The following is a 17,010-nucleotide window of genomic DNA, read 5'->3' on the forward strand; positions in this document are numbered from 1 at the left end:
CCCTTGCCAGTGGCCCCTGTGTGGGCACTGCGGCGGCGCCACGCCGCCGGGACGGCTCAACTCATCCAAACGGAACTTGAATGCAGACTTCACCCCCCGCGCACCTGCCCGCCAGGCCTGTGTCCATCCTCGGTTCCGGCCACGCCTTGCCCGAGCGCATCGTCACCAGCGCGGAGCTGGATACCCGGCTGGGCCTGCGCGCCGGCAGCGTGGCGCGCATCAGCGGCGTCATCCAGCGGCATGTCGCGGGCCCCCGGGAGACTGCTGCCAGCCTCGGCGCCCTGGCCGCCCGCCGCGCCCTGGCCGCCGCCGGCCTGGAGCCTTGGCAGGTGGACCTGGTCGCCTGCGCCAGCGGCACCATGGACCAGGGCATGCCGAGCAACGCCGCGCTGCTGCACCTCGAACTGGGGCTGGGGCAGTCGGGCATCCCGGCGCTGGATGTCAACGCCAGTTGCCTGGGCTTTCTCGCCGCCCTCGACACCCTGTCCTGGCCCCTGAGTGCCGGGCGCTATCGGCGCATCCTGCTGGTCTGCTCGGACATCGCCTCCTGCGGGCTGGACTGGCAGCAGGTGGAGGTCTGCGGGATCTTCGGCGACGGGGCCGCCGCCGTGGTGCTGGGCCTTGGCGATGGCGGGCCGAAGATCGTCGCCTCAAGCCTGCGCACCTATTCCGAAGGCGCACACCTGTGCGAAATACCCGGTGGCGGCTCGCGCTATCACCCGCGGCGCATCGATGTGCCCTTCGAGCCGCTGACCAGCTTCGCCATGCACGGCAAGGGCGTGTTCCGCCTGGCGGCCAAGCACCTGCCCGCCATGAAGGACGAGCTGCTGAGCCAGGCCGGGCTGACCCAGGCGCAGATCGACTGGGTCATCCCCCACCAGGCCAGCCACCGCGCCATGCAGCACGCGGCGCGGCGCCTGGGCTTCAAACGCGACAAGGTCATCGACATCTTCGCCCTGCACGGCAACCAGGTCGCCGCCTCGCTGCCCACGGCGCTGGATATCGCCATCCGCGACGGCCGCATCCAGCGCGGGCAACGCCTGCTGTTGATCGGCACCGGCGCGGGCCTGTCCCTCGGCGGCATGATCCTGGAGTACTAGATGAAGGTCCTGGTTACCGGTGGCAGCGGCTTCGTCGGCCGCCATATCGCCTGGCGCCTGGCGGCCGAGGGCTGCGAGGTGGTCTTCACGGGGCGCAACGCCACGGCGGCGACCGAGGTCATCCAGCACAGCCCCGGCCCCTTGCGCTGGGTGCCGGTGGAGCACGGCTCCCCTGCGGCGGCCGCCACCTTGCGGGAGGCCAGCCAGGGCTGCGCGGCCATCGTCCATTGCGCGGCGCTGTCCTCGCCCTGGGGCTCGGTCCAGGCGTTCGCGGATGCCAACGTGGCGTCCACCGAGGAGGTGCTGCAGGCCTGCGAGGCCAATGGCGTGAAGCGCCTGGTGCACATCTCCACGCCGAGCCTGTACTTCGCCTTCCGTGATCGCCTCGGCGTGCGCGAGAGCGACCCATTGCCGCCACCGGTCAACGAATACGCCCGCAGCAAGGGCCTGGCCGAAGAGCGGGTGCGCGCGGCCGGCCTGCCCGAGGCGGTGCTGCTGCGCCCGCGCGCGGTGTTCGGCCCCTGGGACGCAACGCTGATGCCGCGCCTGCTGCGGGTCATGCAGCGCGGGCCGATCCCGCTGATGCGCGGCGGCCGGGCGCAACTGGACCTGACCTGCGTCGACAACCTGGTCGAGGCGATCTGGCTGGGCCTCAACCAGCCGCTGCCCCGGGCACTGTGCACCTACAACGTCAGCAACGGCACGCCGCTGGCCTTCGAAGACCTGCTGCACAAGGTCGCTGCCGCCTTCCAGCTGGAATTGCGTACCCGCCGGCTGCCCTGGCCCCTGGTGGACCTGATCGCCCGGGGCCTGGAAGCCAGCGCGCGCCTGCGCGGCAGTGGCGAGCCGCTGATCACCCGCTATGGCGCCGGTGTGCTCGCCTTCAGCCAGACCCTGGACTTGCAGGCCCTCCACGACGAGCTGGGCTACCGCCCGGTGATCACCCAGGACGAAGGCATCCGCCAGCACGCGCAGTGGTGGCTGGCCCAACGAGGAGCACGCCCATGAGCCGCACCGTCAGCCTCAACATCCTGCGCGCCGGCTGGTGCCGGCACCTGGAGTGCATGGCCGATCGCGGCGGGCGCTGGGCGAAAACCGAATTCCCGGCGCTGTGCGGGTTGATCCGCCACCCCGAGGAGGGCTGGCTGCTGTACGACACCGGTTACTCCGAGCATTTCTTCCAGGCCACCCAGGCACTGCCCGAGCGCCTGTTCCGCCAGGCGGTGCCCGTGGAGCTGCCGGTGCAGGAGCACTTGCACGCGCAACTGAAGGCCCTGGGCATCACCCCGGACGACATCCGCACGGTGATCGTTTCGCACTTCCACAGCGACCATATCGCCGGGCTGCGGGACTTCCCCAAGGCCTCGTTCATCGCGCTCGACGCCGACCGCCGGCATATCGAGAGCCTGCGTGGCCGGCGCTGGCGCGCGACCCTGGGCGGCCACCTGCCGACGCTGCTGCCCGATGACTTCGGCGCCCGCGTGCGCCTGGCCGATGCGTGCCGCCGCTGTGATCTGCCCGCGTGGATGCAGCCCTTCGACCAGGGCTTCGACCTGCTGGGCGACGGCAGCCTGGTGGGCGTGCCGCTGCCGGGGCACAGCGAAGGCCAGCTCGGCTTGTTCATCCCTGATGCCCAGGGCCGCCCGGTGTTCCTGGTGGCGGACGCCTGCTGGTCGGTGCCCGCCTGCCGCGCCGGGCGGCTGCCGGCGCCACCGGCCCTGTGGTTCGCCGGGCATGACGCCCGGCAGTATCGCCAGACCTACGCCGGCCTGGGGGCGCTGATCCGCAACGAGCCCGCCGTCGCCGTGCTGCCCTCCCATTGCACCCAGGCCTGGGAGGCGTTCGGCGATGAGCGCTGAGCGCATCATCGGCGCCCTGCGCAGCGTCGCGAGTTTCATCCACAGCCGCTACCGCCTGCGCTTCACCCGGCGCGAGCAGTTGGAGGCCTGGCAGGCCCGCCGGCTGAAGCACTTCCTGCGGCACGTCCTGCCCCGGGGCGGGCGCTTCAAGGGGCAGGCCATCGCCGACCTGGCCAGCCTGCCGCTGATGGACAAGGCCACGCTGATGGGGGATTTCGCCGGCTTCAACAGCCGTGGCCTGAGCCTGGAGGAGGTGCTGCCGATCGCCCGGCAGGCCGAGGCGTCGCGGGACTTCAGCCCGACCCTGGGCGACATCACCATCGGCCTGTCGAGCGGCACCTCGGGCAACCAGGGGGTGTTTTTGGTCAGCAGCGAGGAGCGCCAGCGCTGGGCCGGCATCCTGCTGGCGAAGACCCTGCCCCGGCACCTGTTGCCGCGCCTGCTCGCACCCTGGCGCCCGGCCTTGCGCATCGCCTTCTACCTGCGCGCCAACAGCCGCCTGTACACCACGCTTTCCAGCCGGCGGATCGACTTCGGCTTCTATGACCTGACCCTGGGGCTGGAGCCGTCGCTGGCGCGCCTCGCGGCCCATGCCCCCGATGTGCTGGTGGCCCCGGCCACCGTGCTGCGCGGGCTGGCCGAGGCGGCGCTCGCCGGGCGCCTGGGCATCCGCCCGAGCCACATCCTCTCGGTCGCCGAGGTGCTCGAAGCGGAGGATGCAGAGGCGGTGCGCAACGCATTCGGCGTGGCCCCGCAGCAGATCTACCAGGCCAGCGAAGGCTTCCTCGGCTACACCTGCGAGCGCGGCACCCTGCACCTGAACGAGTGCCACCTGCACATCGAGCCGGAGTGGCTGGATGCCGGGCGCACGCGCTTTCAACCGGTCATCACCGACTTCTCCCGGCGCACGCAGATGATCGTGCGCTACCGCCTCAACGATGTGTTGCGGGTGGCCGAGGCGCCGTGCGCCTGCGGGCGCGTCGAGCGGGCCATCGCCGCCATCGAGGGCCGCGCCGACGACATCCTCTGGCTGCCCGACCTGCCGGGCCGCCAGCTGCAGGCGCTCTACCCCGATGTGCTGCGCCGCGCCCTGCTGATGCATGGGGCGGCCTTGCAGGAGTACGAGATCCACCAGCGCGGGCTGGCCTGGCAGGTCAACCTGCGCGCCGCCGGCGACCACGACGACGCCTGCCTGGCGCTCGGCGACAGCCTCCGCGCGCTGTGCGCCCAGTTGGGCGTGCGAGCACCGGCACTGCGGTTCGGGCACTGGCAACCGGCGCCACCCGAGGCCAAGCGCCGCCGATTGAAACTCCTGGAGATGCCCGAGGGCCTGCCATGCACGTACTGATTCTCGGCGCCCGTGCGCCGGCCTGCCTGGAATGGGCGCGTGCCTTCGACGAGGCCGGCTGGACCGTCACCGTGGCCGACTCGCTGGGCCTGCCGCTCAGCCGCTTCAGCCGTTCGGCGCGGCATTTCGTGCGCCTGCCGGAGCCACGGCAGGACCCGACCGCCTGGGTCGAGGCGCTCGCGGCGGTGATCCAGGCGCAACGCATCGACCTGCTGCTGCCGACCTGCGAGGAGGTCTTCTACCTGTCCCATGGCCTGGAGCGTCTGGCGCCGCTGTGCCGGGTGCTGACCAGCGACTTCGCCCTGCTGCACCGCCTGCATCACAAGGGGCGCTTCGCCGCCATGACCGAGGGCTGGGCGCTGAGCGCGCCCGAAACCCACTTGCTGGCCGACAGCCAGGCCCTGCAGCGCTTCGCCGGCGAGGCCGCGCAGTGGGTGTTCAAGCCGGCCTACTCGCGCTTCGCCTCGCAGACCCTGATCCGCCCCAGCACTGTGCAGCTGGGCAAGGTCCAGCCGACGGCGGCGGCGCCCTGGGTGGCGCAGCGCTTCGTCGAGGGGCGCGAGCTCTGCAGCTTCAGCCTGCTGGTGGACGGCGAGCTGCGCGCCCACGCCTGCTATCACCCGCGCTACCGGGTGGGCCGGGGCTCGGGCATCTACTTCCAGCCCGAACTGCCGCAACCGATCCGCGAGTTCCTCGAACGTTTCGGCCGGGAGACCGGCTACAGCGGCCAGGTGGGTTTCGACTTCATCGAGGACCGGGCCGGGCGCTTCCATGTGCTGGAGTGCAACCCCCGGGCAACCAGCGGCGTGCACCTGTTCGACGACCAGCGCCGGCAACTGGTGGCCAGCCTGGAGGCCGCGCCCGCGCACCTGCTGCAAGCCACCCCCGCGCCGCGCATGGTGGCCCTGGCGGTGCTGCTGCTGGCAGCACCGCAGCGGGCGTTCAGTGCACCGTTCTGGCGTGACTACGGCGCCGCCCGCGATGTGGTGGTCCAGCAGGGCGACTACGGGCCGCTGGTCACGCAGTTGCTGGGGCTGTCGGAAATCATCGCTCGCGCCCTGACCCGGCATTGCGGGCTGCTGGCCGCCTCCACGGCGGACATCGAATGGAACGGCCAGCCGCTGGGCGAGGCGCCGCGATGAGGCTGCTGCCTGCCGCAGAGCTATCGGGTGAGCCCGCTGCCGACGAGAGCCTCGCCAGGAAGTACGTGAAGGCCTGCGCCGGCATGACCCTCATCGGCAATGTCAGTGCGGAGCTGGCGTTGCTCGACACGGGCACCCAGCAGTTCCCCGTCAGCATCACCGACGGTGGCGAGCCGGACGGCAATTGCTACGTGGTGTCGCCGCGCACCGCCTACAGCGGCTATGCCCGCGAGGAGATCCGGCGCCTCGGCAAGCCCTGGCTGACCTGGCCGCTCACCCTGCTGACCCTGGCGGTCGACCGCCTGCTGCGCCTGGCCAGGGTGGACAGGCTGGTGCAGGTGAACAACTGGCTGCTGTCGACGAATCTCTACCCGGCCGAGTGGGGGACGGCCGAGCTGCCCGCGATCACCGCCTTGCTCAGGGAAGCCTTCCCCGACAGCGGGTTCGGCTTCCGCTCGCTCAATGACTTCAGCAACCGGGAAATGCGCCTGTGCCTGGAGTCCCTCGGCTACCTCAGCATCCCCAGCCGTCAGGTCTATCTGTTCGACGGGCGTGCAGGTGGGCAGGCGCCGTTCCTCAGGCACCACAACACCCGGATGGACGCCACGCTGCTGCGACGCAGCCCCTATGAGGTGGTGCCGGGTAGCCGGCTCGACGACGCCGATCTCCAGCGCATCGAGCACCTCTACAACCTGCTCTACCTGGACAAGTACTGCCGGCTCAACCCGCACTACAACGCCCAGTGGCTCAAGCGCGGGCGGGACGAGGGATGGCTCGAGCTGCGAGCCCTGCGCAGCCCCGAGGGGCGCATCGACGGTGCGCTGGGCTGGTTCGCCAACGCGACGCTGATCAGCGCCCCGATCGTCGGCTACGACACCGCGCTGCCCCAGCGGGCCGGGCTCTACCGGCAACTGACGCGCCTGTGCCTGCAGGAAGCCGTCGAGCGCCGGGTGGTGCTGAACTTCAGTTCCGGTGCCGCCGGGTTCAAGCGCCTGCGCGGTGGGCAGGCGGAGATCGAGTACAGCCTGATCCACGTCGCCCACCTGCCCTGGCACCGGCGCCTGGTGTGGACCCTGCTCAGCCGCCTGCTGCATGGCATCGCCGTGCCCTTGATGAAGAAGCTCAAGCTATGACTGCATCCGCCCGATGGTGGCCGGTGGCGCTCAGCCGCGACCTCGGCAAGCAGCCCCTGGCCTGCCAGCTGCATGACCTGCCGCTGGTGCTGTTCCGCACGCAGGACGGCACGCCCGCCGCCCTGCCGGACCGCTGCCCGCACCGCTTCGCGCCGCTGAGCGCGGGCAAGGTCCGTGACGGCCAGATCGAATGCCCGTACCACGGCTGGCGCTTCGCTGCCGACGGGCGCTGCACCCGCGTGCCCGGCACCGAGCTGGAGCGCTGCGACAAGCCGCTGCTCGACAGCCTGCCCACTTGCGAGGCCCATGGGCTGGTGTGGGTCAGCTCTGCAGGCGACCGGCCGGCCATCCCGCCTGTTGCGCCGGCCGAGCAGCGGCAGGCGCTCGACACCTTCTGGATCACCGACGAGGTGGAGTGTTCGCTGCTGGAGGCGGCGGAGAACTTCCTCGATGGCTTCCACACCCACTTCGTCCATGCCGGCTGGATTCGCCACGACCGGCAGCGGCAGCGGATCAGCGCCCGGGTCCGCCCGCTGGCCGACGGCGTCGAGGCGCTCTACAGCGAGGAGGGCACACAGTCCGGGTTGATCTCGCGGCTGTTCGAGGGCGAACGCGGCATCAGCATGGGGCGCTTCCGCCTGCCGGGGCTCGCGGAAATCGAATACCGCGACCGCAAGGGCGGCCTCAACCTGCTGGTCAGCGCCTGGCTCGTGCCTGTCGGCAATGGTCGGCTACGCCTGTTCGCCCGCATCACCACGGCGCGCGGCTGGCTGCCCGCCGCGCTCAAGCGCCTGGTGCTGCGCCGGCTGTTCGGGGTGATCCTGCGCCAGGACCGGCAGATCCTCGAACAGGTCAGCGCCAACCAGCGGCGTTTCGAGCACCTGCCGGTGAAACCGCTGGATGGACGGCAGGACCTGCTCGGGCCGAGCATCCGGTTGTTGATCGAGGGTGGTGAGCCGCTCGATTTCGAGGAAAGGCGGGTGCATATACAGCTCTAGGCGATAGGGAATTTCTCCATCAGGCGGGCTTTCCCTACTGCCGGCGGGGCACTGCGTCGCGTCGGCTAGCGGCATGTCTAGAGTTGAATGGCAGAGGAAAAGCCGGGCTGGACGACATGGGAGCGGTCAGGGCGCTCCGGGTCGTAGGCGATCTCGAGTTTCGTACCCACGGGGTAGCGACGGGCTGCGTCTTCTGCGGAGCTTTCTCGCGAAAACGGAGTGCTCAGGTTGACGGCGGAATGGTGCGTTCCGTTCGCCTCATAGCTGTAGAGCAGCGTGGCCGTGTACTCGCGCCGATCTCTTCGGTCCTTCGAGCTGGTCACCTTCATGCCGGTGACTACCGCCTGCGTCCTAGGCCAGTCCTGCTCGATCTCCGTGTGCACCCTGGCGTAGTAGATGGAGGCAGCTGCAACGAGCAGAAATCCAATGATCTTCCATGCGTCCGACATGACTCTTCCTTCCCTGGGGAGCGATGACTTGCCTGATTCTCATTGAGCAGGCAATAAAAAAGCCGGCTTGTGGGCGGCATTTTTATTGATCATCTTATTGATTTTTAAGGTATTTATGTATGAAGCATGCCTTTAACCCACACCTTCACCCATGCTTTGAAGCTCGCTGGAATTTGATACATTTCTTGTATGGCTCAAGGTGCTGGTGCACGTGTCGGCGGTATGTGCCGAACTGCTCGGTCCCTCTTCACCTTGCATCCCGCATTTCCGACCTGTTTGATGGGCACCCTTTTCTAGGGCCTCGCTTGCTTGGTGACTGCCCAGATTGCCATTTTTGGTCGCAGCGGCGGAAACATGTTAGCAATCTATCAGGAAGTGGCCTTTGAGCCTGTAGGGGCTCGTTCATGCAGCAGCGTTTCTACAGACGCTTTGCAGAGTACGCATGCTCAAAGGGCTTCAACGTGCTGACCCTGGACTAACGAGGGTTGGGAGATTCAAAGCCGCCCTCGCTTAAGGGTTTCGAGATGTCCTATCTCAATTGGGGCATGCATGACTTGACCGAGGCGGTGGAGTACCTGGATGACGGCTCTACACCGATCTTCTGGGTGGGGCACTCCTTCGGTGGCTAGGCGCTGGGGATGATCCCTAATCATCACAAGGTCACTGCGGCCTACAACTTCGGAATTGGCGCCGGCTGGGCTGGTTGGATGCCCTGGAGAGAGGCGCTGAAGGTTCGCCTGATGTGGGCCTTCTTGTGGCCTCTGTAGTCACCAATGACATTGCTTACGCAACTAACAGACCGAGTTGCAGTACAAGAAGCCATTTACGAGTTCGTAGCCTTGGGCAGGACGGTCTCCCCACTCGTTATGGATTCGATAAGTCACGTGACTACCGGGGGCGGGATCCTCGGACGGGTGTGGGCTGCGACTTCAAGGCGATTGCCGGCGTAGCGTCCGGCAAGCAGTACCCAGACCTCAGAGCGGTTCTCAGGTGACGAAGCAACGGTAGTACCTGCCCTCACTGCGCTTGGCTGCAGCATCATCATCATCCGCATAGGTGAAAACGAAGTGATCGCGATGGTTGTGAACTACTTCGAGGTGCTCCACGCACAGTCTCAGGGGGGCTTACAACACGCACACATGGCGGGCTTGCGCAAGCAGGAGTCAGTTTGGCTCTGACGATACCTGATTCCTTTCTTTCAGCTTGCCGTAGTACAGGGAATGATGACATCAGATCCGCATGGAGCAATCGTATCGGTCTGATGGTCATGTCACTGATGGCGCGTACCGCCTGATCGATGATCGGTCGCGTTCAAAGCGTAGGAGGCCACGATAGGCGCTCCGGTTGTTCAAGCTATTTACCTCGTTCCCCTGTGCTTCGGTGCATGAGGATGTAGAACATCCCGCAAGCGGTGGACTATCTCAGTTGCCAGCTCTGTGTCTCAATTTTATAGCGCCCGACCAAAGCTTTCGAAGGTTCAGTCGCTGTGCAGACCCTGTAATCTGTAATCGCTCTATCTTCAAGACAAACATGTGAAACTGTGCCAGAGCTGTGAAAGAATATTTCCAATGGCGGCAGATGGTCGCGAGAAAAAGAGCAAAGGGCTACTAAGAAAAGATCTCGGTCTTACCATCAGGCGAATGGTGCGCGTACTAGGTGTTGTATAGTTGGCTGGTCTTTAAGTTGGTTGTAGATTGCTCGTTCATGATGGTTTTTCCTGAGGTCTGTCGATCTGCTGACTTGAATTTGAGGCTGGAGATTGTTTGATTTTTAAATTGTGTTTATGTGCGTGATGTATGATTTTCTCGGCTGTTTTTAATTTGTTTCTGTTTGATTTTATTCTGCGATTTGTTTGTTTATTTTGCTTATTAGTTCAAGAACTGTTGTTGGGGTGCTTTTGGGGTTTTTATTTTTAGTTTCTGGGGTTTCTGGGGTTTTGGCTGTTGGCCATTTTTTATATCTGTTAGTATCTGATTCTCTTATGGTGCGCTTTTGAGGGGGGAGTGGGTCTAGAATGTTTAATGTGTCTATAAGTAGTTCTTTGATCTCTTCATTGTCCTGTATGATTTTTTCTATTTCTGAGTTTTTTAGGGGGCTTTCCCGAAAGTTATTCAGTGTTTTTGCTGCTTTTTTTGATTTATTGAGGGCTTTTTGTGTGATTTTTTTAGATTTAGATATCCTCTCTTTTAATTCTTTTATCTGGTTCTCTGAGTGTTTTAGTTTTGCTTTAAACGCTTCTTCGTATTTTAATACTTCGTCGGCTAAGTTTATTAGAGCCTTATAGTTTCTGTTTTGAGAGGAGAGGCCCCGCTCTGCGGGGCTGATGTCTCCTGTACTTGATCTTTCCTCCGCACTCCTGCTTTTTCTTGTCCTATAGGCAGCCTTTAACTGTCTAAGGGAATTTCTTCCTGAGTCGCTTTTCTCGAGTTGTACTCCCGCTCTAATAAGTCGATCTAAATCTACAGGCCCATGGAGAGATATTTCCCCTTTTTCATGCAGGTAGTTTTGTACCCAGGCGATATCGGATTCCGCATGAAGATTTTTTGGTGCCCATACTGAGAATGATTCTATTTCTCTAGCCATGCCGTCTATCCATTTTGTTGCGTTACGGTAACGTTACGCTATGGATTTTTGAGGTTCAAGTGCGGTATAGGGGGTAAAATCTAAAAAAAGGGGGGTATTGCATGGGCGAGAGGCTGCTGACTGCGCCGATAGCTGGCGTTGGGGCTGAGGCGAAGTATTTTCTCATCGCGTTCATCTGTCGCTTAGCCGATACAGAGGGAATGGATATGTCCGTGAAAGCGTTGGCTCGGTCCTTGGCGGTGACCCCTGGGGCGGCATCCAGGGCCCGCAAAGCGTTGATTGAACACCAATGCCTTGAATGCCACAAGGCTCCTACTGGAGGGAGGCCCACTCTCGGGCTGAAGGTGGGCCGGGGGCTGGCCAGCAAACTTGGTGACCTCAGCACTTCGGCATCCCATCATGGGCCCGTTCTGCGCCACCTTTTCAGCGGTGCGATCTATCGTGACTATGAGGCCAACCGGACGCCGATATCATCGAATGAGCTTCTGAGACCGCAACTCCGCCTATTGCTCGCAACGCTATTCGCTCATGCCAATGAACTGGGACTGGTAGATAACCTCGGGCTCGCTCAACTCCGACAGTTATTGGGGGAGGGCGAGGAGAAGGTCGACAGGTGGCTGAAGGAACTCCTACAGCTTGGCTTCATTCGCCGAAAGATAGCGGGGCTCTCGGACTCGCTCTATGCCGATACGAAAGTGACCAGCAGCTATATCCTGAACCTGAACCATCCAGGGCTTGCTTCGGCGGGCTGCAGCAGCCCAGTTGTAGCTTTTTATGGTGAGGCAATGCGCTCTGAGGAGAGCCGCCATGGTTTTGCGGAGCGATTTGCGCGGGTGCAAGGGGCGTTTCAGGGCCTAGGCCGCACTTATGAAATGCTTGTCTGGAAGATCTATCAAGGTGTAAGCCTGCTTCTTTCGAATCACTGGAGCGTCTTGGGCGAGTCTGTCCGTCTCCCCCAAATTGATGGTCTAGAGAAAATCATGACTGAAAGCCTCCACGCGTCGGGTAAAGATGATTCCTCGCTTGAGGTCATGGTTGCTGACATGTGCTGGTGGGCTTTCCATTTGGCTTCGCGGGTTAAGAATCGAATAGCGGGGGATAGCGCTTTTGCGAGCTTGGTAGGGCGGAGGGTGCTTGCGTTCCCTGCCAAAAATAGAGACACGGATGATTCGATGACCTTGGTCTTTGCTCAAGAGTCCTGGGGAGATGGCCCTGAATGTATAGTTTCTTTAAGCGGCACCAAGGGGCACGTCGAGATCTGGACGAAAGAGTCTGACCTTTCTCGAGAGCAGCTTTCCAAGCATGGCTTGGTCTCTTTTGAAATGGAGAGTACTACCGGTTAAATTTTATGAACGTTGCCCATCCTCTGGACCAATACAGGAGCAACATCCATGTCCATGAGGATCATCAGTTTGAAAGAGGTCATGGACCTCACCAGTCTTGCTCGCTCGACTATCTATAAGTACATCGCTCTCGGCACGTTCCCGCTTCCGTTATCTGTGGGGGAGCGTTGCGTTCGCTGGCTGGAGAGCGAAGTGCACGAGTGGATCCTTGAGCGAATCGCTGAGCGTGATGAGAAACTCCAGGCTGTAGGTAAGCATTAATGGCGATAGAGCTACCCGATGGCCAGGGATTTCCTGGCCATCGGGTAGCTCTGCCGTCTGCTTAGGCTAATGCTATTTCTCAGATAACTCCCAGTTACCTGCTCTGTGAATTATCCCGGTTACGCCTGGAGTTCTTCGTCTGGATGCTCGATGGCGCTTGTTGTTTGGCGAGCAGGGCAGTGTGGTTTATTGATATAGCTACTAACTATCTCTAACCATCTATCTAATCCATTTACCTATTCCATCTCTAACTATCTCTAATCACCTACCTTTCTCCCATTACGCCCACTCGCCTATAGCTACGGATGGATAGCTATAGCCAGGTGACTAGCTATCCACCTCTCCAGTTTAAAAATACCCATTCCGTACTTGGTATGCCTTAAACCAACCAGGTACACCCATGATCAAGCAAACAGCGAAACACCTCTCCCAATCCGACATCGCTATCCAGATCGAACGACTCGTGAATGCAGTGATCCGTCACGACTCTCCTGCATTCAGGATCAGCTACGACGCACAGGGGGATGAAGTCATCGAGAGGACTAGGCTCTCTCGGTACTGCGATCACATTCGGCAGATGTATCACCTGGTGCATGACGAGACGTATGCCCTGAGTGAGCACCTGCTGGCATTCAAGGAGGCGTGCTACGACATCGGCATCGAGTTCGGGATGTTCGGGATGACGTGCATGGACGAGAGCGAGGGAGGGCTCCTGTCAGAGGCCCAGACCTACAACTGGCTCGTGGAGAGGATCCGGGAGCACGTACAGACCAAGTGGTTCAAGCGTGGGAAGAGTGATCGTGCTTACCGGGAGAAACGCAATCGGCAGACAGTGACTGAATACGTGGAGCGGGTGCTGGATAGCCGTTCACGTACTGTGGTGGTGAGGGTGAATCTGTACTACCGGGAAGCAGCACGTAGTCGCCTGAAGGTAGAGGACGTCTTCGAGGACCTGGACAGGCTGATCCGGGCGCGGGAATACGATCCGGTTTTCCAACACGAGACGGGCTACATCTGCGCAGTAGAGCAAGGGGAGGACATGGGCTATCACATCCACGCAGCCTTCTTCTTCGATGGCCGGAAGGTGCGCAGTGACTATGCCAAGGCTGAAGCCATCGGTGAACTGTGGGAGAGGACCACGAAGGGGTGGGGGTACAGCCATAGCTGCAACTATGACAAGGCACGGTACAAGGAGAGGTGTGGGGTCGGGATGTTCAGCCGTAAGGATGCAGTTGGGAGGCGCAATGTGATCAAGGCCTGCCACTACCTGATCGAGGATGGGCAGTCGTTGCGGGTGAAGCCCGTGGGGGGCAGGACGCTCCGGGTTGGTCGTATCCTTCGCGGTTACTAAGCCCTAACCCATGAGTTGCCCGGCAAGATTCGAAGTTTTCAGCCCTTTTCAAACTGCCCGTGGAAATGGGATAGAACTCCGCGCAATGTGATGCCCATTGGCTTGTACATGGGTGTCGAGTGACGCCCCTACTGACCTAGAATACCGCCTTTATGCCGACGCTATCTCCATCGGCGCCATGCTTGCCACCAGTAGACGCGTATCCCCATCGTCAAAAACGACTCGCAGAACACGATCGTCGATCCATCTGTCGATGGTTCCACTCCCGAAGATGGCATGAATTACCCGCGTTCCTTTTGCCGCGCCGAAGATGTTTTGGTTTGCTCCCATGGACGCGGGTGAGGACGGCTGTGGGCGCTTTGCATAGCGCCAGTCTTTAGAGAAGGGAAAGGTCGTGAAATAGGTATTCGCGATCTCGGGGCGGTCTACCTCTCCAAGGGCCGCGAAGCATTCTTCTTCGACAGCGGCTCCTGCATGCCGAGCCAAGGCAATATCCATCTCCCAAAGAAAGCGAGATACGGAGCTCGTTTCCGGATGCGTTTCAGTGATATCCGGGCGCTCCAGGCTCCGCTGAAACTCCGGGTCGTTGGGGTGAGCAATGAAAACCTCATCGACGGCGCGCGTGATGGCCACGTAGAACAGCCGGCGCTCTGCCTCGATTTCATCGGCGCTTAGGTCGTCCCTGGGAAAGCCGCTTCTCACGACTCCAGGTACGAAGACCCTCGACCACTGTGCCCCTTTCGCTCGATGAATGGAGCTGATCCACACGTGTGGCGTTGTGGGGGGCTCCATGGCCGATGAGTCGATGAGCGGGTCGATGCTATCCAGAAACGCATCGATGCTGCCTTCATGCCGGCTGGCAATGAGCCGGAAGGCCTGGACGTTCGCCATAACGGCAGCCGCCTGATCCGCGGTGGGGGACTGCTTTTCGATATTGCGTTCGAACTCCGTTGCCAGCAGATAGCGATCCAGGACGGTGAGCACCTTCTCCTGCGGATCGGTGGCGGTCGCCAGGATCTCAAGCAAATCCGCACGGTCACGAATCTGGTTGGCTTGATAGTCTTTGGTTTGCAGTGTGATGGTCGAGCGGATGGCTTCAACAAGGCGTTCTGGCTGACGCACGACGAACTCTACGACGCGGTTTATTGCTGCCTTGTCCAAGTAGAGGGTAGGGCGGTACAGCAAACTCTTGATGACGTATCGGAGCTGGTCGGCATCCAAGGTTTTCCAGCGGCCACTGGCCAACTGGAGGACACCGAGCAGCGCGCTGATCTCGGGAATACGCATCAGCGGCGGCCGGCCATAGACGTGATAGGGGATGCCGCGTTGGTGCAGATCCAGCTCCAAGGTGACGCTCAGGTCGTAGGTTCTCACCAGCACCGCGATGTCCTGGAGCTTCACCCCGGAGGTGAGCCGCTCTGCTACGTGTTCTCCCAGGTCAGCCAGCCCGAGGGCCAGCGGCAGGCAGTGGATACGCGTGCGCGGTGTGCCCTTGGCAGAGATGCTGATCTTGGGGTTGCGATTGGTGTTGCAGCTGATCACCTGGCTGGCCGCGATCGAAAGCATGTGGCCAAAGCGGAACGTGTGCGGCAGGGTGTATCGGGTGGCCTCTGGAAAGTCTTGTTCAAAGCCCCGGATGAGGTAGTCGGGTTCGGCACCACGCCAATCATAGATGGCCTGGTCTTCATCCCCGACGAGCATGACCTTGGCCCGGTCACCGGCGAGGATTTTCAGCAGAGCGATCTGGATGCCGTTCATGTCCTGAGCTTCGTCGACGATGAGGTGATCAACCCGGTTCTGAACGTATCGCTGTGTCGCGGGTTGCCTCAGCATCAGCTTGACGGGGTCGTACAGCTGATCTTCAAAAAACCTGACCTTCAGCTGCGCCCGGTGCTCTTCATAGAGACGAAATGCCTCGACGTACCCTTGGGTTATCGACCCGTACTGGCGTGTTTCGAACACCTCCTCGGGGCTGTGCGTGCTCGACTTGACCAGCAGCAAGAAGGAGATGAATCCATCGATCAACTCCTTGTCCGGCGTGACGTTGCTGCCGTTGATAGCTTTAAAAACCCGGGTGAAAGCGTCCTTGGCAATCTTCGTCCGCAGATGATCCTTGGGTTCTATCCTGGCTTCTGGAAGCAGCCCGTTCTGGACAAGTCGATTGACGATCTTGTTGCCCATCGAGTTGAACGTCCTGATTTCAGGCGCAGTACCTTGGACTGCCTGCTCGAAACGCCGCCGGAACGATAGGGCGGCGTCCCTGTTGAACATGACGACGGCGATATGGACTGGGCTGATGTCGCGCAGAAGATGCCGGACGCGGCCAATCAGCGTCTCGGTTTTTCCCGAGCCTGCCACTGCCGCCACAATTGCATGGGCACCTGCGTGCTCGATGACCTGCAATTGTTCCTTCGTGTACGTCCGCTCCGACATCGCCCACTTTCCAATTTGAAACGAGGAAGCCCATTCTATCTGCCAGAGAGCTGAGCGCCGCCTGGTCTGCGAGAAAACGTTGGCCGGTCGTGGCCAAGCCCTTTCAGCGGCGCTCAATCAGCACGCTGAGTGGCTACATCCCGCTCCTTCGTCTCGTCGCTGCGGACGTGGTAGCAACTACGCAATGGCTACTGGCGCTCGCCTTTTGCTCTGCCGATGCTGCCGATAGCTTGGGCCAAGCTGGATGTGCGTCCTACGCAGGAGATCTGGATGCGCTCGAGTAAGCCGGTGTTGCTCGAAAACTGAACCTCCTCATAGCGCACAACAGGCAGTTCTCGGTTGTTCTTGAAACGCCTGTCTGGGCCGCCTTTTTTGTTCACAAACTTCCAAGTTCTGCTGACGATCTCGGCGTCTTTCGGGACGGCGCCGTCTTCGATGAAGTTCGTCGTAGAGATGTCGATTCGCAGGTTTTCATAGGACACCGCGCCGACCCCGTTGGCTTCGAACACGAGCACCTTGTCCGGGAAAAAATAGAGGGTCTGGCGGCCCACGGGGATGCTGGGGGTGGCAACGTTGGTTTTGACGAAGGGCGGGTTTTGCAGTCCGAGTGCGATCGAGCTTCTGGTCACCAGGTGACTGGCGCCGGCGTGGTACTTGCGATCAAGCACCTTCCCTTGAGCCTGAAGATGCCAGGTTGCGCGACAGCTTCGAACGCCGTCGAAGGCGGTATGCAATTGCTCGACGACACCGGCGAATTCCGACTCGATGTCGTAGAGCATGACCGTCGTTTTTCTCAGCAGATCCCAGTAGTACGTTACGGCCATTAGCAGGCCGCCAATGATGAGCAGGGTAAGCAATGCCCAGGGTGGCAGCTGCTTCGCCGAGAGGACAAACGCGCCGACGGTGAGGGCGGCGACGAAGGGCCAAAGGCGCAAGCGCTTTCGCTTGGTATTCAGCTCGTCGACGAGGGCTTGCGATGAGGAGTCCACCATCAAGCCAATTTCGCCACT

General features: G+C 61.7%; 14 protein-coding genes and 1 pseudogene. 11 read left to right on the forward strand and 4 right to left on the reverse strand.

The window, feature by feature from the left end; translation table 11 throughout:
* Positions 1-80: 80 nt before the first annotated feature.
* Genes DMX10_RS08585 through DMX10_RS08615 form a run of 7 tightly spaced genes read left to right on the forward strand, consistent with a single transcriptional unit; the run spans position 81 to position 7,580 of the window.
* The gene (locus DMX10_RS08585) at positions 81-1,100 is read left to right on the forward strand and encodes a beta-ketoacyl-ACP synthase 3 (protein WP_111260711.1); all 1,020 of its coding nucleotides are present in this window, start codon (positions 81-83) and stop codon (positions 1,098-1,100) included.
* A complete protein-coding gene (locus tag DMX10_RS08590) occupies positions 1,101-2,108 on the forward strand; it encodes an NAD(P)-dependent oxidoreductase (RefSeq protein WP_111260712.1) in 1,008 nt (335 codons plus the stop codon).
* Positions 2,105-2,959, forward strand: coding sequence for an MBL fold metallo-hydrolase (locus tag DMX10_RS08595; RefSeq protein ID WP_111260713.1), 855 nt, complete (start codon positions 2,105-2,107; stop codon positions 2,957-2,959). The genes DMX10_RS08590 and DMX10_RS08595 overlap by 4 nt, the downstream gene beginning before the upstream one ends.
* Positions 2,949-4,307, forward strand: a complete 1,359-nt coding sequence (locus tag DMX10_RS08600; RefSeq protein WP_111260714.1) for a F390 synthetase-related protein — start codon at positions 2,949-2,951, stop codon at positions 4,305-4,307. Before DMX10_RS08595 ends, DMX10_RS08600 begins: the two co-directional genes overlap by 11 nt.
* The gene (locus DMX10_RS08605; protein WP_111260715.1) at positions 4,295-5,449 is read left to right on the forward strand and encodes an ATP-grasp domain-containing protein; all 1,155 of its coding nucleotides are present in this window, start codon (positions 4,295-4,297) and stop codon (positions 5,447-5,449) included. The genes DMX10_RS08600 and DMX10_RS08605 overlap by 13 nt, the downstream gene beginning before the upstream one ends.
* A complete protein-coding gene (locus DMX10_RS08610; RefSeq protein WP_111260716.1) occupies positions 5,446-6,582 on the forward strand; it encodes a hypothetical protein in 1,137 nt (378 codons plus the stop codon). Before DMX10_RS08605 ends, DMX10_RS08610 begins: the two co-directional genes overlap by 4 nt.
* Entirely contained in the window at positions 6,579-7,580 is a 1,002-nt protein-coding gene (locus DMX10_RS08615; protein ID WP_111260717.1) for an aromatic ring-hydroxylating dioxygenase subunit alpha, read from the forward strand. Before DMX10_RS08610 ends, DMX10_RS08615 begins: the two co-directional genes overlap by 4 nt.
* 77 nt (positions 7,581-7,657) lie before the next feature.
* On the opposite strand, the gene DMX10_RS08620 is transcribed toward DMX10_RS08615, so the two are convergent.
* Complete coding sequence (locus tag DMX10_RS08620; protein WP_021216755.1) at positions 7,658-8,029, reverse strand: DUF3592 domain-containing protein; 372 nt, start codon at positions 8,027-8,029, stop codon at positions 7,658-7,660.
* A 410-nt stretch (positions 8,030-8,439) separates the two neighbouring features.
* Between DMX10_RS08620 and DMX10_RS33150 the strand changes: the two are divergent.
* Positions 8,440-8,790: pseudogene (locus DMX10_RS33150) on the forward strand (alpha/beta fold hydrolase); the annotation flags it as partial.
* 1,075 nt (positions 8,791-9,865) lie between these two features.
* Here DMX10_RS33150 and DMX10_RS32375 read toward each other — a convergent pair.
* The gene (locus tag DMX10_RS32375; protein WP_124082831.1) at positions 9,866-10,612 is read right to left on the reverse strand and encodes a hypothetical protein; all 747 of its coding nucleotides are present in this window, start codon (positions 10,610-10,612) and stop codon (positions 9,866-9,868) included.
* Positions 10,613-10,713: 101 nt separating this feature from the next.
* On the opposite strand from DMX10_RS32375, the gene DMX10_RS08630 reads away from it, so the two are divergent.
* The 3 genes from DMX10_RS08630 to DMX10_RS08640 all read left to right on the forward strand — a co-directional run bounded on the left by DMX10_RS08630 (position 10,714) and on the right by DMX10_RS08640 (position 13,567).
* Complete coding sequence (locus tag DMX10_RS08630; RefSeq protein WP_171898125.1) at positions 10,714-11,955, forward strand: hypothetical protein; 1,242 nt, start codon at positions 10,714-10,716, stop codon at positions 11,953-11,955.
* 54 nt (positions 11,956-12,009) lie between these two features.
* Complete coding sequence (locus DMX10_RS08635; RefSeq protein ID WP_024128445.1) at positions 12,010-12,216, forward strand: AlpA family transcriptional regulator; 207 nt, start codon at positions 12,010-12,012, stop codon at positions 12,214-12,216.
* A gap of 400 nt (positions 12,217-12,616) precedes the next feature.
* Positions 12,617-13,567, forward strand: a complete 951-nt coding sequence (locus tag DMX10_RS08640) for an inovirus-type Gp2 protein (RefSeq protein WP_031652483.1) — start codon at positions 12,617-12,619, stop codon at positions 13,565-13,567.
* A gap of 150 nt (positions 13,568-13,717) precedes the next feature.
* On the opposite strand, the gene DMX10_RS08645 is transcribed toward DMX10_RS08640, so the two are convergent.
* Together DMX10_RS08645 and DMX10_RS08650 are read right to left on the reverse strand one after the other, a co-directional pair.
* On the reverse strand, positions 13,718-15,970 hold the full coding sequence (locus tag DMX10_RS08645; RefSeq protein WP_178082933.1) for an ATP-dependent helicase: 2,253 nt from the start codon (positions 15,968-15,970) through the stop codon (positions 13,718-13,720).
* 218 nt (positions 15,971-16,188) lie between these two features.
* Complete coding sequence (locus tag DMX10_RS08650; RefSeq protein WP_003150525.1) at positions 16,189-16,995, reverse strand: hypothetical protein; 807 nt, start codon at positions 16,993-16,995, stop codon at positions 16,189-16,191.
* Positions 16,996-17,010: the final 15 nt, after the last annotated feature.

Source organism: Pseudomonas sp. 57B-090624 (assembly GCF_003234055.1).
GTDB lineage: Bacteria > Pseudomonadota > Gammaproteobacteria > Pseudomonadales > Pseudomonadaceae > Metapseudomonas > Metapseudomonas tohonis.